This window comes from Acidovorax sp. SUPP1855 (assembly GCF_030158955.1).
Lineage (GTDB): Bacteria > Pseudomonadota > Gammaproteobacteria > Burkholderiales > Burkholderiaceae_C > Paracidovorax.
The window spans coordinates 118,302-139,253 of record NZ_BQXI01000012.1 but is presented as its reverse complement, the minus strand read 5'-3'; the positions used below and the strand labels follow the sequence as shown (position 1 = coordinate 139,253).

The following is a 20,952-nucleotide window of genomic DNA, read 5'->3' as shown; positions in this document are numbered from 1 at the left end:
GGGGGCGCGAATGCTCATTTTTCGATAGCGCCATGCCCTAGTGATAACTGCCTTGGAAGCCGATTTGGCTTGGATTTTTACCGACCACCGAATGCCGGTCAAAGCATGCTGCGAAGAAATGCCTGGGTGCGCGCATGTTGCGGATTTGCGAAAAACGCCGCCGCCGGGGCCGATTCGATCAGCTCGCCCCGGTCCATGAACACCACGCGGTGGGCCACCTCGCGCGCAAAGCCCATCTCGTGGGTGACGACCAGCATGGTCATGCGGTCGCTGGCCAGCTCGCGCATGGTGCGCAGCACCTCGCCGGTCAGCTCGGGGTCAAGGGCGGAAGTGGGCTCGTCGAACAGCAGGATGTCGGGCTCCATGGCCAGTGCGCGGGCGATGGCCACGCGCTGCTTTTGCCCGCCCGACAGCCGGCCGGGAAAGTGGTCGCGCTTGTCCGACAGGCCCACCTTGGCCAGCAGCGCCTCGGCGCGGGCCACCGCGGCCTCGCGCGGCATGCCGCGCACCACCATGGGCGCCTCGATCAGGTTCTGCAGCACGGTCAGGTGCGGGAACAGGTTGAACGACTGGAACACCATGCCCATCTTGCGGCAGATGCCGCGCACGCGGGCCTCGGGCACGTAGGTGCAGCGGCCCGCCGCGTCGGTGGTCGCCAGCGCCTCGCCTTCGATGGCGATGTGGCCGCTGTCGATGGTCTCCAGGTGGTTCAGGCAGCGCAGGAAGGTGCTCTTGCCCGAGCCCGAGGGCCCGATCACCGCCACCACCTCGCCCCGCCCGAGGGTGAGCGACACGTCGCGCAGCACCGGCGTGGCGCCGAAGGCCTTGTGCAGGCCGCGCGCCTCGATCATGGGCACCGCGCCCGCCGCGTCAAGCGTCGTGTCTGGCATAGCGTTTCTCCAGGCGCTGGAAGCCCCAGGTGAGCACCAGGGTCATGGTCAGATAAAAAGCCGCCGCCACGATGAACGGCGTGGTGGTGAAGTCGCGCTGCACGATGCCGCGCGCGGCGCGCAGCAGGTCGTTCAGGGCCAGCACGTAGATGAGGGAGGTGTCCTTGACCAGGGTGATGGTCTCGTTGCTCATGGGCGGCAGGATGCGGCGCACCATCTGCGGCAGCACGATGCGGCGCATGGTCTGGCCGTAGGTCATGCCCAGCACGCGGACGGCCTCGTACTGGCCCCGGTCCACCGACTGGATGCCGGAGCGGAAGATCTCCGCGAAATACGCCGCGTAGTTGAGCGCGAAGGCCACCACGGCGGCGGGAAAGTCCGGCAGCCGCACGCCGATGACCGGCACGAACGGCAGCGCGAAATAGATGAACAGCATCTGCAGCATGAGCGGCGTGCCGCGCATGAGCCAGATGTAGCCGTTGACCAGCGCCGACAGCGGCGCCAGGCGCGACACGCGCGCCAGCGCCAGTGCGAGCCCGAGCGGCACGGCCAGCACCAGCGTGATGGCGAAGAGCTTCAGCGTGACCGCAGCGCCCTGCGCCATCGGCCCCAGAAGGGAGAGAACGTAATCCATCTATGAGCTACGAGAGTCCATGGCTAAACGACTGCGGCCGGCAAGGCCTGCAGCCTGGGCAACTGGCGCGGCCCAAAGCCAGCGGCAGCCGCGCAAGGGCCGCCCCGCCGCGCCGGCTGCGTCCCCCTTCCCGCATCACGCAGTGATGCGAGAGAAGGGGGAAGGCGCGCAGCGCCTCAGGGGGTTGTTCTTTATTTAAGGATGTTCTTGCCGAACCACTGCGTGGCGATCTTTCCGGCCGTGCCGTCCTGCTTCATGTCGGCCAGGGCCTTGTCCAGGCGGCCCTGCAGCGCGGTGTCGTCCTTGCGCACGCCCACGCCGTAGTCTTCGGTGCCGAAGTGCTCGTCCAGCACGGCGTAGGCGCCGGGCTTCTTGGCCACGTAGTAGCGGCCCACCACTTCATCGACCACCACGGCCTCCAGGCGGCCGGTGGACAGGTCCATCAGCGCCGTCACGTTGTCGCCGAAGGTCTTGAACTCCTTGAACGACTTGAACACGGCGTCTTCCTTCTTGACCGCATCGACCGCGCTGCTGCCCTCCTGCGCGCCCACCACCTTGCCGGCCAGATCGGCCTTGGCCTTGATGGGGGACTGGGCCGACACCACGACGATCTGGTGGTTCTCCATGTACGGCGCGGTGAAGGCGATGTTCTGCTTGCGCTCGGGCGTGATGGTCAGCCCGTTCCACAGCGCATCCACGCGCTGGCCGGACAGTTCGGCCTCCTTGGCGCTCCAGTCGATCGGCTTGAACTCCACCGCCACGCCCATGCGCTTGGCGGCTTCGCGCGCCATGTCGATGTCGAAGCCCACCAGTTCGTTCTTTTCGTCGCGAAAGCCCATGGGCGGGAAGTTGTCGTCCAGGCCCACCACGATCTTGGTGGCGGCGGCCGGTGCGGGGGTTGCGGCCGCAGCGGGCTGCGCGCTGTCGTTCTTGCCGCAACCGGCCAGCAGGGCGCCCAGGGACATCAATAAAACGGCTGCAATCTTTTTCATGGCGTATCGGGTGTTCCAGAGAGACGAAAAGCAATGCGCGCGGCGGCCCGGGACAGCGGGCGGCCACGCGCGAAGGGGGTGGGACCAGGCCGGTATTGTCTCCGACCGCGCGAAACGCGCCCCAATGCGGTGCAGCGCGCGCCGGCAGATGAGAACCAAAATGGCCTGCAGCGCAATCATCACTAGGGCATACCGCTATCAATTAAATAGCAAACCAAAAGCCCGAAGGGTGCACCAGAAAGCATCCCGGCCCGGGCAACGGGCCCGTGGACGGACCACCGCCCACGGATGAGATAATGCGATGCATTCTCATTGACCGCCCACCGGGCGTTTACCCATCGGATTCCCGCCCGTGGCTCCCGTGTCCGCCGCCCACCACGCCGCCGCGCCCGCCCCCGGGCCGGCTGAAGAGATCGGCCGCCTGTACGGCGCGCACCACCGCTGGCTGCTGGGCTGGCTGCGCGCGCGGCTGGGCTGCCCCGACCAGGCGGCGGACCTGGCGCAGGACACCTTCGTGCGGCTGCTCGCCCACCGGCTGGGCGCCGAAGCCGGCACCGAGGCCGACGCACACGCCGCCACGCCGCGCGAGCCCCGGGCCTACCTGGTCACCGTGGCGGGCCGGCTCGTGGCCAACCACTTTCGCCGGCTGTCGCTGGAGCGCGCCTGGCTCGACGCGCTGGCCACGCTGCCCGAAGCGCAGTGGCCCTCGGCCGAGCAGCACGCCATGGCCCGCCAGGCGCTGCACCGGCTGGATGCGGCCCTGGCCGGCCTGCCCGAGCGCGCGCGGCGCGCCTTCCTGCTGTCGCAGATCGAGGGGCAGGACTACGCCCGCATCGCCGCCACGCTGGGCGTGACCGAGCGCAGCGTCAAGCGCTACATGGCCCAAGCCTTCGAAGCCTGCATCCTGGCGGTGGATTGAACCCCGCCGCCGCACCCCTGCCCCCGGACCGCGCCGCCGTGCGCGCAGCGGCGCAATGGCTGGCCCGGCTGCATGCCGGCGACGCCACGGCGCAGGACCACGCGGCCTGCGAGCGCTGGCGCACCGAACACCCCGAGCACGAACGCGCCTGGCAGCGCGCGCAGCGCATGCAGGCGCAGCTGGGCCTCATCAGCCCGCCGCTCGCGCAGGCCGTGCTGGGCCGGGCACGCGGCAACGGGCGGCGCCGTGCGCTGCGCGCGCTCGGCGGCCTGGCCGTGGCGCTGCCCGCCGCGCACCTGGCCTGGCGCCAATGGGGCGAGGCCTTCACGGCCGACCACCACACGGCGCGGGGCGAGCGCCGCGACCTCGTGTTGCCCGACGGCACGCGCCTGTGGCTCAACACCGCCACGGCCATCGACGTGGCCTATTCGCCCGCGCAGCGCACTGTGCGGCTGCTGCACGGCGAGGTGCTGGTGCAGACCGGCGCGGACGCCGGTGCGCCCGGCCACCGCCCGTTCGTGCTCGTCACGCGCGAAGGCGAGCTGCGCCCGCTGGGCACGCGCTTCGTGGCGTGCGACGCGCCGGACGGCTGCCGGCTCACGGTGCACGAAGGCGCCGTGGCCGTGCGCACCGCACAGGGGCTGGTGCAGACCGTGCCGGCCGGGCAGGCGCTGCGCTTCACCGCCGGCCAGATGGCGCCCATCGCGCCCATCGCGCCCGCCGACCCGTTCGCCGGGCGCTGGGCCGAAGGCCTTCTGGTGGCGCGCAACCAGCCGCTGGGCGAGTTCCTCGAAGACCTCGCCCGCTACCGTGCCGGCGTGGTGCAGTGCGACCCGGCCGTGGCCGCGCTGCGCATCACCGGCGCCTTCCAGATCGACCGCAGCGACGCCGTGCTCGACGCCCTGCCCCGCACCCTGCCGGTGCGCGTGGCCTGGCGCACGCGCTACTGGGCGCGGGTGCTGCCGGCCACCGTGCAGGACTGATGGCAGGGCGGAGGGCCAGGCTGCGCACGCGGGCGGGCTGCCTGGCGCTGTGCCTGCTGGCGGGCGCGGCCGCGGCGCAATCACCCGCCCCCGCGCCGCGGGCGGTCGAACTGCCCCCGGGCCCGCTGGCCGACCGGCTGCCGGCCCTGGCGGCGCAGACCGGGGCCTCGGTGCAGGCCGATGGGGCGCTGCTGCGCGGACTGCAGGCGCCCGGCGTGGCGGGCCGGTTCACATCCGCCGAGGCACTGGCGCGGCTGCTGGCGGGCACGGGGCTCGCGGCAGCCGAGGAGGCGCCCGGCGTCTTCGTGCTGCGGCCGGCAGGCGCCATGGCCACCGCGCCCGCCGCACCCGCGTCGGCCCTGCCCGGGCCGGACGCCGCCGTGCTGCCCGTGGTGCGCGTGACCGCCCTGCGCGAGGCCGGGGGCACCACCGACGCCGCCCTCGGGAGCGGCAACGGCCGCGGGGCCGGCGCCGCCACGCGCACGGCCACGCCCGCGCTCGCGGTGCCGCAGGCCCTGTCCACCCTGCCGCGCCCGACCTTGGACGCCCTGGGCGCCACGCGCCTGGACGACGCGCTCGACTACGTGCCCGGCGTATCGCGCCAGAACGACTTCGGCGGCACCTGGGACAACATCGCCCTGCGCGGCTTCGCCGGCCACGAGGACACCGGCATGAGCCTGCTGCGCAACGGCATGGCCGGCAACCGGGGCTACAACGCGCCGCGCGACACGGCCAACGTGGAGCGCTTCGAGTTCCTGCGCGGGCCCGTGGCGGCGCTGTACGGCGTGTCCGAGCCCGGCGGCACGCTCAACGTGGTGACGCAGCCCGCGCCGTGGGAGCCGCTGCGCACGATCGAGGCGAGCCTGGGCCGCTGGAACACAAGGCGCGCCGTGCTCACGCTGGGCGGCCCGCTGGATGCGTCGGCAGGCACCGCGCCGGAGTCGGGCGAACCCGCGCGCATCGCCTACCGCCTCACCGCCGTGGCCGAGGACAAGGGCAGCTTTCGCGAGCACGTGCGCACGCGCCGCGACATGCTGGCGCCGGCGTTCACCTGGCGCCTCGCCGAGGCCACCACGCTGCGCTACGACGGCGAATGGCTGCGCCAGCGCGCGCCGCTGGACCGGGGCGTGGTGGCGCTCGGCGGGCAGGTGGGCACCGTGCCGGTCACGCACTTCTATGGCGATCCCGGCGACGGCGACCTGGCCATGGTCAACCAGACGCACCAGTGGCTGCTGGACCACGCCCTGGCCCCCGGCTGGCGCGTGCATGCGGGGCTGATGGCGCGGCGCGGCACCATGGTGGGCTTCACCACCTACGGCCACGGCTACGGCGAGGCGCTGGCCGACCTGGAGGCACGCGGCTGGCTGTGGCGCCAGCGGCGCTGGCGCGATTTCGCCTCCAGCGACCGCTCGGGCCAGCTCGATCTGCAGGGGCAGTGGGAGGCGGGCGGACTGCGGCACACGCTGCTGGCGGGGATGGAGGTGTTTCGCTTCCGGCTCTCACAGGTCATGCAGCAGTCGCCGGCCGGCACCTGGCAGGCCGATGGCATCGACGTGCGCCAGCCCGTGTATGGCGACGAGCGGCCGGCGACGCAGGATTTCCTGTCCACCGACGAGCACCAGCGCGGCCTGGGCCTGTACCTGCAGGACCAGATCGAACTGGCGCCGCGGTGGCAGGCGCTGCTGGGCCTGCGCCACGACCGCTTCCGGCAGGCCGTGGACGACCGGCTGGCCGGCGGCACGCGGCGCCAGTCGCAGGGCGCCCTGTCGCCGCGCGCGGGCCTGACCTGGCTGCCCGTGCCGGGCTGGGCGGTGTATGCCAGCGTCGGCGCCTCGTTCCGCCCGAACGTGGGCGTGGACGTGCAGGGCGGCGCCTTCGCGCCCGAGAAAGGGCTGGCGCGCGAGATCGGCGTGAAGTGGCAGCCGCCCGAGGGCCCGCTGTCGGCGTCGCTCGCGCTCTACGACATCGCCAAGCGCAATGTGCTCGTCACCGACCCGCAGCACCCGGACCACAGCGTGGCCGCCGCCCGCGTGCGCAGCCGGGGCGCGGAGTTCGAGCTGGCGGGCCGGTCCGCGGCCGGCTGGAGCGTGGTGGCCGGCGGCGCCTGGCTGCAGCGGTCGCTGCCGCAGTTTCCGCGCGCGAGCGGCAGCCTGCTGGTGGTGCGCGAATGGGCGCTGGACGGCAGCATCGGCGGAGCGGGCGGGCACACCGTCGGCCTCGGGGGCGGGCTCACGCACGTGGGCGAGCGCACGGGCGATGCCGGATCGCCCCGGCTGCCCGCCTACACCACCATGCGGCTGCTGGCGCACTGGCAGGCAGGGCCCGCGCTGCGCCTGTCGCTGCAGGTGGACAACGCGTTCGACAAGCGCTATTACGCCAGCGCCTACAACCGCGTGTGGGTGGTGCCCGGCGCGCCGCGCCACGTCACGCTCACGGCCAGGCACACGTTCTGACCGCGGACTAACCGCCCCACAGGCACCACGCCAGCACAGCCAGCGCGGCCAGGGCGCCCCAGGTCGGGCGCGAGTGGCCCGTCAACGCGGGCCGCTGCGATCCGGGGGTGAAATGGCCCTGCCGGACCCGCCAGGCCTGGGCGATCGCCTGGCCCACGGCCGTGGCGGCCTCGGTGCCGGCGATGCCGGGCGTGAGGCGCACGCGGCCCCCTTCGGGCACCGGCGCATACAGCGCGAAGTAGGCCTCTTCGCTGGGGCCGCTGCCCGTGACCCGTTGCAGCGCGCGGACCAGCGCCTGGGTGGCCTCGCCCGGCACCGCCCGCGCGTGCGACCACAGCCAGGAGCGGCGCTGCACGACCAGGCCGGCGTCCTGCACCGCCAGCGTCCAGCGCCGGGATGCGGCATGCAGCAACGCCACCGCCAGGGCCCACCCGGCGCCCGCGGCCGCCGGGGTGCGCCACCCGGCGGCCAGGGACACGCCCAGCCCGTCCAGGGCCACCGCGACGAGCGCCAGGTTCACCAGCACGATGCCGGCCGCCCAGGTCCAGCCGCCCGGGCGAAAGACGAAGTGCCAGGCGTGCTGGGTTTCCTGCAGCGTGACAGCGGGCGGCAGGAACATGGGGGCCTCGTCATCCTGCTCCGCGCCCGGCCCCGCCGGGCGGGCACTGACGGGAACGGGCGTGCCCTTCCAGGCCACCCGGCGGTCGAAGCGGTCCGGCGGCTCCCCTGACAGGGGCTGCGCTGCCGCCTGGACGGGCACGTCGCACGTCCACTCCGGCTCGCCTTGCGGCGTGCGCAGCAGGTCCAGCCGCCATTCCACGCGCTCGCCCGAGCGGCGGGCGCCGCTGGTCGGCGCATCGGGCGGCACCAGGAAACGCGCCACCAGCCGCAGCCGGCCGCCGCTGGCCGGCTGCATCGCCACGGGCTCGGCGAAAGACTCCACGCGCCGTTCGGGTGAGCCCGAACTCGCTTCGTCCACCCGGTACTGGGCCAGTCGCAATTGCAGGCTGTGCCCCTGCATGCGGGGCGCGGCACGGGCCGGCACCACCAGCGCCACCTCGACCGGATGCCCTGCGAGTGGCCGCGCGGGCTGCAAGGCGAGCCCGGTGCCCGCGTATCGCCAGGCCAGGTAGGTGACATGCCCCGAGTACCACAGCAGCCCGATGCCCACCAGAGCGCACAGGCCCATGACCCCCTTGGCGAGCCACGGAATATGGGGATCGGGCCACAGCAAGGCGGCCATCGGGACACTGAAGCCGCACCAAAACAACGCGATGAGCCACAGGATGCCGAGGGATCGGCGTGCCGGGTTCCCAGGCGGGGGCAACGGCCCGTCCGACAGGGACGCGGCATCGGCCTCTTCGCGAGCCATCTTGCGCCAGCGCAGCAGGACGACGACGAACACCCAGGCCGCCACCAGGCCCACGCCGGTGAACACCAGGGCAAAGGGCAGACGAAACAGCTGCAGGCGCCAGCGGATGGCGGGGTCGATCAGCGATTGCGACGGGTTGGCCGGGTGCACCCACGCGGTGACGGTGTGCCCGCTGGCCCGGGCGCCTTGCAGTTGCGCGAGCCACCGGCGCTGCCAACCGTCGAAGTCCATCGATTCGCCATGGCCTGCCGGGTCCAGGCCCACGCGGGTGCCTTCATGGGGCTTGCCGTCCACGGCGTAGCGGTAGCGGGCCTGCACTTCGAACGCGGGCCCCGTACCGCTGCCCGAACGGCGCGCCTCCCTCCGAAGCTCCGCGGAGAGGACCTCGGCCTGCACCGGCTGCCAGCGGTGGTGCACCTCCCACGCCAGGCGCAGGGTGCTGGCCAGGGGCCGCAGTCCGTAGGTGTAGCCGAAGACGCCAAATACCACGGCGAAGACGGCGCTGAACGCCAGCAGTGCCAGCCGGGTGCCGATGCTGCCTGCCCTCGTCCGCTCTCTGGCCACGGGTTCTCCTCGTCGATGTCGTTTCTTGTGGCTCGAAGAATATCAAGCCCCGCGCCACCAGGGGCCGCGTGGCGGGGCGCGAAACGCCCCGGCGCGGCGCGCGCGCAACACTTCGCACACATCGATCGAAACAAAGCAAAAGGGCTGTCCCCTTTCCGGGGGGCTGCGTGTCTTCTTCTCGACAACCACCAACGAGAGAAGCACCGATGCACCGCCACCCGACCCCTGACCGACGATTTCCGCCTCCCCCCTGCGCCGCCGCGGCCCGCGGCCCGCGCCGCTCTCTGCTGGCCGCGGCCAGCCTCGCGGCCCTGGTGCAGGGCACCGCCCTGCCCGCCTGGGCCCAGGCGCCCGCGGCCGCCGAGCCGCAATTGCCCGCCACCGAGGTCGTCGGCCGCCAGCAGTCCGGCCAGTACCACGCCCAGGAATCCGAGGGCGCGACCAGGACCGACACGCCGCTGCGCGAAGTGCCCCAGGCTGTGCGCGTGGTCACGCGCCAGCTGGTCGACGACCTGGGCGCCCAGCGCCTCGATGACGTGCTGGACTACGTGGCCGGCGTTTCGCGGCAGAACAACTTCGGCGGCATCTGGGACAACGTAGCCATGCGCGGCTTCGTGGGCCACGAGGACATGGGCATGGGCCTGCTGCGCAACGGCATGCCGGCCAACCGCGGCTTCAACGCGCCGCGCGACACCGCCAACGTGGAGCGCTTCGAATTCCTCAAGGGCACCATGGGCGCGCTGTACGGCAACAGCGAGCCGGGCGGCACGGTGAACGTCGTGACCAAGCCGCCCCTGTTCAAGGCCGCGCATTCGGTCGAGGCCTACTACGGCACGCACGACGCCAAGCGCATGGCGCTGGACAGCACCGGCCCGCTGAACGGCAGCGCCACCGAGCCCGCCACGCTGGCCTACCGCCTCAACGTGTCGGTGGAGGACAAGGACAGCTTCCGCGACTTCGTGCACAGCCGCCGCGAGCTGATCGCCCCGGCCATCACCTGGAAGCTCGGCCCCAACACCGTGCTGCGCTACGACGGCGAGTGGCTGCGCCAGCGCGCGCCGCTCGACCGGGGCGTGGTCTCGGTCAACGGCCAATTGGGCGCGGTGCCCACCTCGCGCTTTTACGGCGAACCCGGCGACGGCGACATCACCGTGGACAACCAGACGCACCAGTTCTTCCTGGAGCAGGCACTGTCGGCCGACTGGAGCCTGCGCGCCGGCCTGCAGTACAAGCGCAACACGCTGGCCGGCCTGGCCAGCGAATCCCACCAGTACGGCCCGTCGCCCTGCCAGACCTCGGTCGAGGCCAGCGGCTGGCTGTGCCGCCGGCTCATCCGCCGCGACTTCCGGTCCGAGGACACCACGGTGCAGCTCGACCTGAACGGGCGCCTCACGACCGGTGCCTTCCAGCACGAGCTGCTGGTCGGCGCCGAGGTGTCGCGCTTCGACATGGACCAGACCATGCTCACCCAGGCGGGCGGCGGTCGCTTCGGCTACGGCATCAGCGTGGCCAACCCGGTGTACGGCGCCGCCGCGCGGCCCGCGCTCACGGCCCGGGCCATCGACCGCACGGTGGACGACCGCACCACCGCCTTCTACGTGCAGGACCAGATCAGCCTCACGCCCCAGTGGAAGCTCCTGGCCGGCGTGCGCCACGACCGCTACCGCGGCGAGATCGACGAGCGCAGCACGGGCCGCGTCACCACCCAGGACCCGAGCGCCACCTCGCCGCGCCTGGGCCTGACCTGGCTGGCCACGCCCGAAGTGTCGGTGTACGCCAGCGCCGGGCGATCGTTCCGCGCGCAGGCCCAGACCACCGCGTCCGGCCAGCAGATCCAGCCCGAGATCGGCACCGCGCGCGAGTTGGGCATGAAGTGGCAGAGCGCCGATGCACGCCTGGGCGGCAGCGTGGCGCTGTTCGACATCAGCAAGCACAACACGGCCACCTGGGACGACGACGGCGTGTACCTGGTGCCGGTGCCCGGCAAGGTCCGCAACCGGGGCCTGGAGGCCGAACTGGCCGGCTGGGTCGCGCCCGGCTGGCGCGTGGCGCTGAGCTACACCTACCTGGACGCCGACCCGCTCATCACCCAGTTCGCACGCCAGAGCGCCAGCGCCTTCGTGACGCACGAAAGGGCGCTGGCCGGCGGCGGCCTGTTGGGCGTGGGCGGCGGCTTCACCCACGTGGGCGAGCGCCGCGGCGACACGGGCGAGCCGCGCCTGCCCGCCTACACCGTGGCCAAGCTGACCACTTACTGGAACCTGGACAAGCGCCTGCGCGTATCGCTGGACGTGGACAACCTGTTCGACAAGACCTACTACCACAGCGCCTACAACCGCGTCTGGGTCATGCCGGGCAGCCCGCGGCAGGTGACGGTGGGCGTGCAGTACAAGTTCTGAGGAATCGGAGCCAAAACAGCTTCCAGCGCAATGAATGCGCCGGCATATTGCTCATATTTTCATAGCAATCCAAAACGGTGCCGCAAGGTGCCGTTTTGCTTCCAAGGCGAAAAAACGCACCGCGCACCGATCGCAGGGCTTCGAGAAATTTCAGAACGTTTCAGGACCTCTCAGCCCTGGTTAAGGGCAGAAAGAAGGCCTGTCGCCAGAATCCGTGGCTGGAAACGAAGCGATCGAAGAATCACCAAGAATTCAAAAAAAGCGCTCTCCGGTGACGAATGGACAGCCAGAAACGGAGGCTCGCACGTTTTTGGCTTCACTCAAGCAGCGACCAAACTCTAGAGAGGATGAGCGACATGTCGAACAATCTTGCAGGCGGCTGGACCGGCTTCAATTTCGAACTCACTGCAGAGGCCAATAAGGTCTTCGCAGAAGCCGTGACCCTGGTGGGCACCAAGTACATCCCGTTCGCCTTTGCAACCCAAGTGGTCGCCGGCACCAATTATTCGTTCTTGGCCAAGGCCCAGAACGTCGTGCCCAACGCCCCTGTGCGCGTGGTGAAGCTCCACATCTACCAACCGCTGCCAGGCCAAGGCCAGCCCCACATCACCCAGATCATCGAAATCACCCCCTGATTTCGGTAGGAGAGGGAGGTCAGAGAAAAAAAGAGAAAGGAAAGGGCGACCGGCGCTGCGCCGCAAACGCTGGCCTTTCCACGAAAGCCCCTGCCGTTCGGCAGGGGCTTTTTTTTGGGTCGTTCGGGCCATCGCATCGGCGCAAAGAAAACGGCGCTCCGAAGAGCGCCGTTGTGCTTCAAAGCCTGCGCTTTTGACGGGACTCAGCGCGGCAAGTCGGAGTACCCCATCAGGAACTCGTCCACCGCGCGCGCGGCCTGGCGGCCTTCGCGGATGGCCCACACCACCAGGGACTGGCCCCGGCGCATGTCGCCCGCGGCGAACACCTTGGGCACGTTGGTGGCGTAGCCGCCGTCAAAGTCGGTGGTGGCCTTCGCGTTGCCGCGGGCGTCCTTGTCCACGCCGAAGGCGTCCAACACCTGCGCGACGGGGCTCACGAAGCCCATGGCCAGCAGCACGAGGTCGGCCTTGAGGACCTGCTCGCTGCCAGCCACCTCGACCATCTTGCCTTCCTTCCATTCGACGCGGACGGTCTTGAGGCCGGTGACCTTGCCCTTCTCGCCCAGCAGTTCCTTGGTGGAGATGGCGAACTCGCGCTCGCAGCCCTCCTCGTGGCTGGAGCTGGTGCGCAGCTTGATCGGCCAGTAGGGCCAGGTCATGGGGCGGTTCTCGACCTCGGGCGGCTGGGGCATCAGCTCGAACTGCGTGACGCTCACGGCGCCGTGGCGGTTGCTGGTGCCCACGCAGTCGCTGCCGGTGTCGCCACCGCCGATCACGATGACGTGCTTGCCATCGGCGCGCAACTGGCCCTTGAGCTTGTCGCCCGCGTTGACCTTGTTCTGCTGGGGAAGGAACTCCATTGCGAAGTGCACGCCGTCCAGGTCGCGACCCGGCACGGGCAGGTCGCGCGACTGCTCGGCGCCGCCGGTCAGCAGCACGGCGTCGAAGTCGTTTTGCAGTTGCTCGGGCGTGATGGTTTCCTTGGCCCAGTTGGTGACCTTGGAGCCCTTGCCCAGGCCGTCCTTGGCGGCGCCGATGAAGACGCCGGTGCGGATGGTGACGCCCTCGGCGGCCATCTGCTCGGCACGGCGGTCGATGTGCGACTTCTCCATCTTGAAGTCGGGAATGCCGTAGCGCAGCAGGCCGCCGATGCGGTCGTTCTTCTCGAACAGGGTCACGTCGTGGCCCGCGCGCGCCAGTTGCTGGGCCGCCGCCATGCCGGCCGGGCCGGAGCCGACCACGGCGACCTTTTTGCCGGTCTTGTGCTTCGGGGGCAGGGGTTTGACCCAGCCCTCGGCCCAGGCGCGGTCGATGATGGCGTGCTCGATGGACTTGATGCCCACCGGGTCGTCGTTCACGTTGAGCACGCAGGCGGCTTCGCAGGGCGCGGGGCAGATGCGGCCGGTGAACTCGGGGAAGTTGTTGGTGCTGTGCAGCACCGCGATGGCGCTCTTCCAGTCCTGCTGGTACACCAGGTCGTTGAAGTCCGGAATGATGTTGTTGACCGGGCAGCCGTTGTTGCAGAACGGCGTGCCGCAGTCCATGCAGCGCGCGCCCTGGATCTTGGCCTGCGCGTCATCCAGGCCGATGACGAATTCCTTGTAGTGCTTCAGGCGCTCGCCGACGGGCTTGTAGCCCTCTTCGATGCGCTCGTATTCCATGAAGCCGGTGGTCTTTCCCATGATGTCTGTCCTTGAATCGTTGAATGCGGTGCGGGTGGATCGGGCGGGCCTTACTTGGCGGGCACCGCTTCCTTCGCAGGATGGGCGACCGCGGGGGTCGCGGGCTCCTCCAGCACCTTGCGTTCATGGATTTCGGACAGCGCGCGCTTGTATTCGGTCGGGAACACCTTCACGAACTTGGCGCGCGAGGCCGCCCAGTTGTCCAGCAGTTCGCGCGCACGCTTGCTGCCGGTCCAGCGGTTGTGGTCTTCCAGCATCTTCTTGAGCTGGGCTTCGTCGGTCTGGTCTCGGTGCCAGATGCCGCGCGAGATGCTGGCGGTCTGCTCGTCGCCGGGCAGGATGCGCTCCAGCGTCACCATGGACAGGTTGCAGCGGGTGTCGAACAGGCCGTCCTCGTCGTACACGTAGGCCACACCGCCGCTCATACCGGCCGCGAAGTTGCGGCCCGTCTTGCCGAGCACCACCACGGTGCCGCCCGTCATGTATTCGCAGCCATGGTCGCCGGTGCCTTCCACCACGGTGGAGGCCCCGGACAGGCGCACCGCGAAGCGTTCGCCCGCCACGCCGCCGAAGAACGATTCGCCGCTGGTGGCGCCGTACATCACCGTGTTGCCCACGATGGTGTTGCGCGTGGTGTCGCCGCGGAAGTCGATGCTGGGGCGCACGATGACGCGGCCGCCCGACAGGCCCTTGCCGGTGTAGTCGTTGGCATCGCCGATCAGGTACAGCGTGATGCCGCGCGTGAGGAACGCGCCGAACGACTGCCCGCCCGTGCCTTCCAGCTGGATGCGGATGGTGTCGTCCGGCAGGCCTTCAGGGTGGGCGCGCGTGACGGCGCCCGAGAGCATGGCGCCCACCGAGCGGTTCACGTTGCGCGCCACTTCGATGAACTGCACGCGCTCGCCCTTTTCGATGGCGGGCTGGCTGCGCTCGATGAGCTTGCGGTCCAGGGTCTTCTCGATGTTGTGGTCCTGCACGTCGACATGAAAGCGCGGCACGTCGGCCGGCACGTTCGGCTGGGCGAACAGGCGGCCGAAATCCAGGCCGCGCGCCTTCCAGTGGGCGATGCCGGCCCGCATGTCGAGCAGGTCGGTGCGGCCGATGAGGTCGTCGAACTTGCGGATGCCCAACTGGGCCATGATCTGGCGCACTTCTTCTGCGATGAAGAAGAAGTAGTTCACCACGTGCTCGGGCTTGCCCGAGAACTTCTTGCGCAGCTCGGGGTCCTGCGTGGCCACGCCCACGGGGCAGGTGTTCAGGTGGCACTTGCGCATCATGATGCAGCCCTCGACCACCAGCGGCGCGGTGGCGAAGCCGAACTCGTCGGCACCCAGCAGCGCGCCGATGGCGACGTCGCGGCCGGTCTTCATCTGGCCGTCGGCCTGCACGCGAACGCGGCCGCGCAGGCGGTTGAGCACCAGGGTCTGCTGGGTTTCGGCCAGGCCGATCTCCCACGGGCCGCCCGCGTGCTTGATGGACGACCAGGGCGATGCGCCCGTGCCGCCGTCGTGGCCGGCGATCACCAGGTGGTCGCTCTTGCACTTGGTCACGCCCGCGGCGATGGTGCCCACGCCCACTTCGGACACCAGCTTGGTGCTGATGCTGGCGTGCGGCGCCACGTTCTTCAGGTCGTGGATGAGCTGGGCCAGGTCCTCGATCGAATAGATGTCATGGTGCGGCGGGGGCGAGATCAGGCCCACGCCGGGCACGCTGTGGCGCAGCTTGCCGATGTAATTGGTGACCTTGCCGCCGGGCAGCTGGCCGCCCTCGCCGGGCTTGGCGCCCTGGGCCATCTTGATCTGGATCTGGTCGGCCGACGACAGGTATTCGGCCGTGACGCCGAAGCGGCCCGACGCCACCTGCTTGATGCGGCTGCGCAGCGAGTCGCCGTCCTGCAGCGTCAGGTCGACCTCGACGTTCTCGGCGCCGATCACGCTCTTGAGCGTGTCGCCCTGCTTGATCGGAATGCCCTTCAGTTCCTGGCGGTAGCGCGCGGCATCCTCGCCGCCCTCGCCCGTGTTGCTCTTGCCGCCGATGCGGTTCATGGCCACGGCCAGCGTGGCGTGCGCCTCGGTGGAGATCGATCCGAGCGACATGGCGCCGGTGGCGAAGCGCTTGACGATCTCCTTGGCCGATTCGACCTCGTCCACGGCAATGGCCTTGGTCGGGTCGAACTTGAACTCGAACAGGCCGCGCAGGGTCATGTGGCGGCGGCTCTGGTCGTTGATGAGCTGGGCGTATTCCTTGTAGGTGTTCCAGTTGTTGGCGCGCGTGGAATGCTGCAGCTTGGCAATGGCGTCGGGGCTCCACATGTGCTCTTCGCCGCGCGCGCGCCAGGCGTATTCGCCGCCGGCGTCCAGCATGGTTTCCAGCACCGGGTCGTCGCCGAACGCGGCCTTGTGCATGCGGATGGCTTCTTCGGCGATCTCGAACACGCCGATGCCTTCCACGCGGCTGGCGGTGCCGGTGAAGTACTTGACGATGGTGTCGGTGTTCAGGCCGATGGCCTCGAACAGCTGCGCGCCGCAGTAGCTCATGTACGTGGACACGCCCATCTTGGACATGATCTTCGACAGGCCCTTGCCAATGGCCTTCACGTAGTTGTAGATGGCTTTATCGGGCGACAGGTCACCCGGCATGCCCGCGTGCATCTCGGCCAGGGTTTCCATGGCGAGGTAGGGATGCACGGCCTCGGCGCCGTAGCCGGCCAGCACGGCGAAGTGGTGCACCTCGCGCGCCGTGCCGGTCTCCACCACCAGGCCGGCCGTGGTGCGCAGCCCTTCGCGCACCAGATGCTGGTGGATGGCCGACAGCGCCAGCAGCGCGGGGATGGCCACCTGCGTGGCGTTCACGGCGCGGTCGCTGATGATGAGGATGTTGGCGCCGCCCTTGATGGCATCGACCGCCTGCGCGCACAGCGAGGCCAGCTTGGCCTCCACGCCTTCGCGGCCCCAGTCCAGCGGGTAGGTGATGTCGATGGTCGCGCTCTTGAACTTGCCCTGCGTGTGCTTTTCGATGGCATGCAGCTTGGCCATGCCGGCGAAGTCCAGGATGGGCTGGCTCACTTCGAGCCGCATCGGCGGGTTGACCTGGTTGATGTCCAGCAGGTTGGGCTTGGGGCCGATGAAGCTGTTGAGCGACATCACGATGGCCTCGCGGATCGGGTCGATCGGCGGGTTCGTCACCTGGGCGAAGAGCTGCTTGAAGTAGTTGTACAGCGGCTTGTTCTTGCCCGACAGCACGGCCAGCGGGCTGTCGTTGCCCATGGAGCCGATGCCCTCTTCGCCGTTCTTGGCCATGGGCGCCATCAGGAACTTGATGTCTTCCTGCGTGTAGCCGAAGGCCTGCTGGCGGTCGAGCAGCGGCAGTTCGGCCGGCAGCGGACCGGCCGGCGCCTCGCCGCCCACGCTGTCGAGCTTGATGCGCAGGTTCTCGATCCACTGCTTGTAGGGCTTGGTGTTGACGACGTTGGCCTTGAGCTCCTCGTCGTCGATCATGCGGCCCTGCTCCAGATCGATCAGGAACATCTTGCCGGGCTGCAGGCGCCACTTGCGCACGATCTTGTTCTCGGGGATCGGCAGCACGCCGGACTCGGAGGCCATCACGACCAGGTCGTCGTCGGTGATGCAGTAGCGCGAGGGGCGCAGGCCGTTGCGGTCCAGCGTGGCGCCGATCTGGCGGCCGTCCGTGAACACGATGGAGGCCGGGCCGTCCCAGGGCTCCATCATCGCGGCGTGGTATTCGTAGAACGCGCGGCGGCGCTCGTCCATGGTGGTGTGCTGCTCCCACGGCTCGGGAATCATCATCATCACGGCCTGGCTGATGGGGTAGCCGGCCATGGTCAGCAGTTCGAGGCAGTTGTCGAACGTGGCGGTGTCGGACTGGTCGGCGAAGCTGATGGGGTAGAGCTTCTTGAGGTCGGCCGCGAGCACGGGCGAGGCCATCACGCCCTCGCGCGCCTTCATCCAGTTGTAGTTGCCCTTGACGGTGTTGATCTCGCCGTTGTGCGCCACATAGCGGTACGGGTGGGCCAGCGGCCATTCGGGGAAGGTGTTGGTGGAAAAGCGCTGGTGCACCAGGCCCACGGCCGAGACGCAGCGCTCGTCCTGCAGGTCCAGGTAATAGGTGCCCACCTGGTCGGCCAGCAGCAGGCCCTTGTAGACCACCGTGCGGCTGGACATGCTGGGCACGTAATACTCTTTGCTGTGCTTGAGCTTGAGGTTCTGGATGGCGGCGCTGGCCGTCTTGCGGATCACGTACAGCTTGCGCTCCAGCGCGTCCTGCACGATCACGTCGTTGCCACGGCCGATGAAGACCTGGCGCAGGATGGGCTCCTTCTTGCGCACGGTGGGCGACATCGGCATGTCGCGGTTGACCGGCACGTCGCGCCAGCCCAGCAGCACCTGGCCCTCGGCCTTGATGGCGCGCTCCATCTCCTGCTCGCAGGCCAGGCGCGAGGCGTGCTCCTTGGGCAGGAAGATCATGCCGACGCCGTATTCGCCGGAGGGCGGCAGCACCACGCCGGTGGAGCCGTCGGGGGCCGTGCCGGCCCGGGCCATCTCTTCGCGGTAGAGCGCGTCGGGGATCTGGATCAGGATGCCCGCGCCATCGCCCATGAGCTTGTCGGCGCCCACGGCGCCGCGGTGGTCGATGTTTTCGAGGATCTTGAGCGCCTGCGTCACGATGTCGTGGCGCTTCACCCCCTTGATGTGGGCCACGAAGCCCAGGCCGCACGCGTCGTGCTCTTGGGTGGATGAATAGAGACCGTGCTCTTGCAGGTATTGGATCTCGGCAGCCGTCGTCATGGCGCTCTCCTCGGAAATGGGTCGCAGGGAGCGCAAGATTAGTGCATCGCAGCAAGGTCGGGCAAGCACTTTAAATGGGGTCAGATTCACATTATTGATGAGAATAGATCGCATTTATTTTTATTGGGGACACATCAAAATCAGGAGCAATAAAGCTTTCTGCCACGAGGCCTGAAGGAGTTATTCGGGAATAGGCCTCGGCATTGCGGGCGGGCGGCCGGCCTTGCCTTTGACCACCCGCCGCTCCGTCTGCTGTTGCAACGCCTGCACGAACGCGGCGTCTCCCAGGGCCCAGCCGGCGAGCGCGGAATCGGTCAGCGCCTGCTGCTGCAGCCGGCCGACGCCCGCCTGCACCAGCGCGGCGTAGGCCGCCTCGCGGGCGAAGGGCGTGTTGCCCAGCGCCCAGAACAACGCATGCGGCGTGATGAGCCGGTCGTTGCGCAGGCCCAGGCAATGGGCGTGGCTGGACCAGGGGTAGTCCACCGCCTGCGCGGTGGCGCCGGAGCGCACCGGATTCAGGTCCATGTAAGCCATGCAGGCAAGCAAATAACGCTCGGGCTGCAGCACGGTGGAGCGGTAACGCCCCTCCCACAGCGTGCCGGTGCGCGCGTGGCGGTTGTTGAAGTAGCGCACGTAGCTGCGCCCCACGGCCTGCATCATCAGCGGCAGTCCGTCGGCCGTCTGGGGGGTGGCCAGCAGGTGAAAGTGGTTGCCCATGAGCACGTAGGCATGGACGGCCACGCCGCAGCGGCGGGCCTGCTCGGTCAGCAGGGCCAGCATGGTTTCGTGGTCCTGCCGGTCGGCGAAGATGGCCTGGCGGTTGTTGCCGCGCTGGATCACGTGGTGCGGGTAGCCGGCAAGGGTCAGGCGGGGCAGTCGGGCCATGGGGTCGCACAAAGTGGAACAGGCGCCATGGTAGGGGGAATCCGTCCCCGATTCCGCATGTGCCGCCCGATCGGCGCGATTGCTACTATTTTTATAGCACCAAAGGCAAACAAAACCCCGGCATGCGGCCAAAAACCCTCAAACCGTTGCCGGAACCGCCTCGGGCGCCGTGTCCGCCTCTGGCGGCAGGCCGAACCGCGCCGCCAGAGTCTGCTCCAGCCCGAACTCCGCCAAAATCGCCCGCAGCCGCTCGGCCGCGCTGCGCTTTTTCTGGCCGGTGTAGCGGGCCACGATCAGTTCGTTCTTCATGCTGTGCTCCCAGCCCACCAGCTCGGTCACCGTCACCTGGTAGCCGCTAGCTTCCAGGTGCAGGCACCGCAGCACATTGGTGATCTGGCTGCCCATCTCGCGCGTGTGCAGCGGGTGGCGCCACAGTTCGGCCAGCGGCGTGCGCGACAGCTGCAGCGCCTTGCCCTGGCGCAGGCACGCGGCCACCTCGGCCTGGCAGCAGGGCACCAGCACCATCGCGCGCGCCTGCTTGGCCAGCCCGAAGGCGATGGCGTCGTCGGTGGCCGTGTCGCAGGCGTGCAGGGCCGTCACCACGTCGATGCGCTGCGGCAGCGCCGCAGCATCGGTGGATTCGGCCACCGACAGGTTCAGGAACGACATGCGCTCGAATGCCAGCCGCTGGGCCAGGGCGCGCGAGTGCTCCACCAGCTCGGCCCGCGTCTCGATGCCGTAGATGTGCCCGCGCCCCAGGGCCTTGAAGAACAGGTCGTACAGGATGAAGCCGAGATACGACTTACCCGCCCCGTGGTCCGCCAGCGTGGCCGCGTGGCCTTCCTGCGACAGCTCCTGCAGCAGCGGTTCGATGAACTGGAACAGGTGGTACACCTGCTTGAGCTTGCGCCGCGAATCCTGGTTGAGCCGCCCTTCGCGGGTGAGGATGTGCAGCGCCTTGAGCAGTTCGATGGACTGGCCCGGCCGCAGCTCCTGCAGCACCTGGTCTTCGGGCGAGGGCTTCGGCGCGGTCCGCCCCGCCGATGACGAAGAAGCCCCCCCCTGCCCGGCCGCAGCTTTGGCGCGCTTCATGCGCCCTCCCCTGCGCCGGCAGCGCCCACCGGCGTGGCCCGCCCGGCCACCGGGCAGCGCGGGCCGACGTCCAGTGCCTTCCAGCCTTCGGCGCCCAGTTCCTCCAGCACTTCGATGTTGCGCTCGAAGATCGCCTCGGCCTCGGGAAAGGCCTCCACGGCACGGTCGATGCTCTCCTCGCGCAGCAGGTGCAGCGTGGGATACGGCGCGCGGTTGGTGCTGTTGGTGACGTCGTCCACGTCGGTGCCGTCGAACTGGAACTGCGGGTGGAACGAGGCCACCTGCAGGATGCCGCCCAGGTCCATGGCCTCGACCAGATCGTCGGCCAGCGCGAGGAAGTCGTTGAAGTCCAGAAAATCCTCCATGCAGCCCGGCGCCATGAGCAAGGTGGTGTCGCGGCGCTCGGCGGAGATTTCGGCCAGCGCTTCCAGCTCGCGCTGCAGGTCTTCCAGCAGGCCCCGGCCATCGGTCGCCTCGCTCACCACGTAGTGGATCTGCGCCTTCACGTGCACCGCCTTGGCAAAGGGGCAAAGGTTCAGGCCGATCACCGCGCGCTCCAGCCAGCGCACCATGTCCTCTTTCACGGTGTCGTGCGGAAAGGCGTGCAGGGCGGCGGTGGGCAATTCGGTCATGGGGGCTTTCTTCGG

14 protein-coding genes are annotated in these 20,952 nt (G+C 69.5%); 5 read left to right on the top strand and 9 right to left on the bottom strand.

The window, feature by feature from the left end; all coding sequences use genetic code 11:
* Positions 1–98: 98 nt before the first annotated feature.
* The 3 genes from AVMA1855_RS12905 to AVMA1855_RS12895 form a co-directional block, all read right to left on the bottom strand.
* Positions 99–890, bottom strand: coding sequence for an amino acid ABC transporter ATP-binding protein (locus tag AVMA1855_RS12905; RefSeq protein WP_284426004.1), 792 nt, complete (start codon positions 888–890; stop codon positions 99–101).
* Positions 871–1,524: an amino acid ABC transporter permease gene (locus AVMA1855_RS12900; RefSeq protein WP_284426003.1), complete on the bottom strand. Its 654-nt coding sequence runs from the start codon at positions 1,522–1,524 to the stop codon at positions 871–873. The genes AVMA1855_RS12905 and AVMA1855_RS12900 overlap by 20 nt, the downstream gene beginning before the upstream one ends.
* Positions 1,525–1,715: 191 nt before the next feature.
* A complete protein-coding gene (locus AVMA1855_RS12895; protein WP_284426002.1) occupies positions 1,716–2,516 on the bottom strand; it encodes an amino acid ABC transporter substrate-binding protein in 801 nt (266 codons plus the stop codon).
* Positions 2,517–2,877: 361 nt separating this feature from the next.
* On the opposite strand from AVMA1855_RS12895, the gene AVMA1855_RS12890 reads away from it, so the two are divergent.
* From AVMA1855_RS12890 to AVMA1855_RS12880, 3 genes are read left to right on the top strand one after another with little or no spacing between them, the layout of a single operon-like run.
* The gene (locus AVMA1855_RS12890) at positions 2,878–3,435 is read left to right on the top strand and encodes a sigma-70 family RNA polymerase sigma factor (protein WP_284405120.1); all 558 of its coding nucleotides are present in this window, start codon (positions 2,878–2,880) and stop codon (positions 3,433–3,435) included.
* Entirely contained in the window at positions 3,432–4,418 is a 987-nt protein-coding gene (locus AVMA1855_RS12885; RefSeq protein WP_284426001.1) for a FecR domain-containing protein, read from the top strand. Before AVMA1855_RS12890 ends, AVMA1855_RS12885 begins: the two co-directional genes overlap by 4 nt.
* A complete protein-coding gene (locus AVMA1855_RS12880; RefSeq protein ID WP_284426000.1) occupies positions 4,418–6,871 on the top strand; it encodes a TonB-dependent siderophore receptor in 2,454 nt (817 codons plus the stop codon). Before AVMA1855_RS12885 ends, AVMA1855_RS12880 begins: the two co-directional genes overlap by 1 nt.
* Positions 6,872–6,878: 7 nt before the next feature.
* On the opposite strand, the gene AVMA1855_RS12875 is transcribed toward AVMA1855_RS12880, so the two are convergent.
* Positions 6,879–8,807 (bottom strand): DUF3592 domain-containing protein, encoded by a 1,929-nt coding sequence (locus tag AVMA1855_RS12875; protein ID WP_284425999.1) that lies wholly within the window; start codon positions 8,805–8,807, stop codon positions 6,879–6,881.
* 206 nt (positions 8,808–9,013) lie between these two features.
* Here AVMA1855_RS12875 and AVMA1855_RS12870 point away from each other — a divergent pair, with 206 nt between their 5' ends.
* Positions 9,014–11,206, top strand: coding sequence for a TonB-dependent siderophore receptor (locus AVMA1855_RS12870; protein WP_284425998.1), 2,193 nt, complete (start codon positions 9,014–9,016; stop codon positions 11,204–11,206).
* A gap of 356 nt (positions 11,207–11,562) precedes the next feature.
* Positions 11,563–11,841: a hypothetical protein gene (locus tag AVMA1855_RS12865; protein ID WP_284425997.1), complete on the top strand. Its 279-nt coding sequence runs from the start codon at positions 11,563–11,565 to the stop codon at positions 11,839–11,841.
* 203 nt (positions 11,842–12,044) lie between these two features.
* On the opposite strand, the gene AVMA1855_RS12860 is transcribed toward AVMA1855_RS12865, so the two are convergent.
* The 5 genes from AVMA1855_RS12860 to AVMA1855_RS12840 all read right to left on the bottom strand — a co-directional run bounded on the left by AVMA1855_RS12860 (position 12,045) and on the right by AVMA1855_RS12840 (position 20,937).
* On the bottom strand, positions 12,045–13,523 hold the full coding sequence (locus AVMA1855_RS12860) for a glutamate synthase subunit beta (protein WP_284425996.1): 1,479 nt from the start codon (positions 13,521–13,523) through the stop codon (positions 12,045–12,047).
* A gap of 50 nt (positions 13,524–13,573) precedes the next feature.
* The gene (locus AVMA1855_RS12855; protein ID WP_284425995.1) at positions 13,574–18,328 is read right to left on the bottom strand and encodes a glutamate synthase-related protein; all 4,755 of its coding nucleotides are present in this window, start codon (positions 18,326–18,328) and stop codon (positions 13,574–13,576) included.
* Positions 18,329–18,508: 180 nt separating this feature from the next.
* Positions 18,509–19,213 (bottom strand): transposase, encoded by a 705-nt coding sequence (locus tag AVMA1855_RS12850; RefSeq protein WP_284425994.1) that lies wholly within the window; start codon positions 19,211–19,213, stop codon positions 18,509–18,511.
* Positions 19,214–19,351: 138 nt separating this feature from the next.
* The gene (locus AVMA1855_RS12845) at positions 19,352–20,305 is read right to left on the bottom strand and encodes a class I SAM-dependent methyltransferase (protein ID WP_284425993.1); all 954 of its coding nucleotides are present in this window, start codon (positions 20,303–20,305) and stop codon (positions 19,352–19,354) included.
* The gene (locus AVMA1855_RS12840) at positions 20,302–20,937 is read right to left on the bottom strand and encodes a DUF1415 domain-containing protein (protein WP_284425992.1); all 636 of its coding nucleotides are present in this window, start codon (positions 20,935–20,937) and stop codon (positions 20,302–20,304) included. The genes AVMA1855_RS12845 and AVMA1855_RS12840 overlap by 4 nt, the downstream gene beginning before the upstream one ends.
* Positions 20,938–20,952 lie beyond the last annotated feature (15 nt).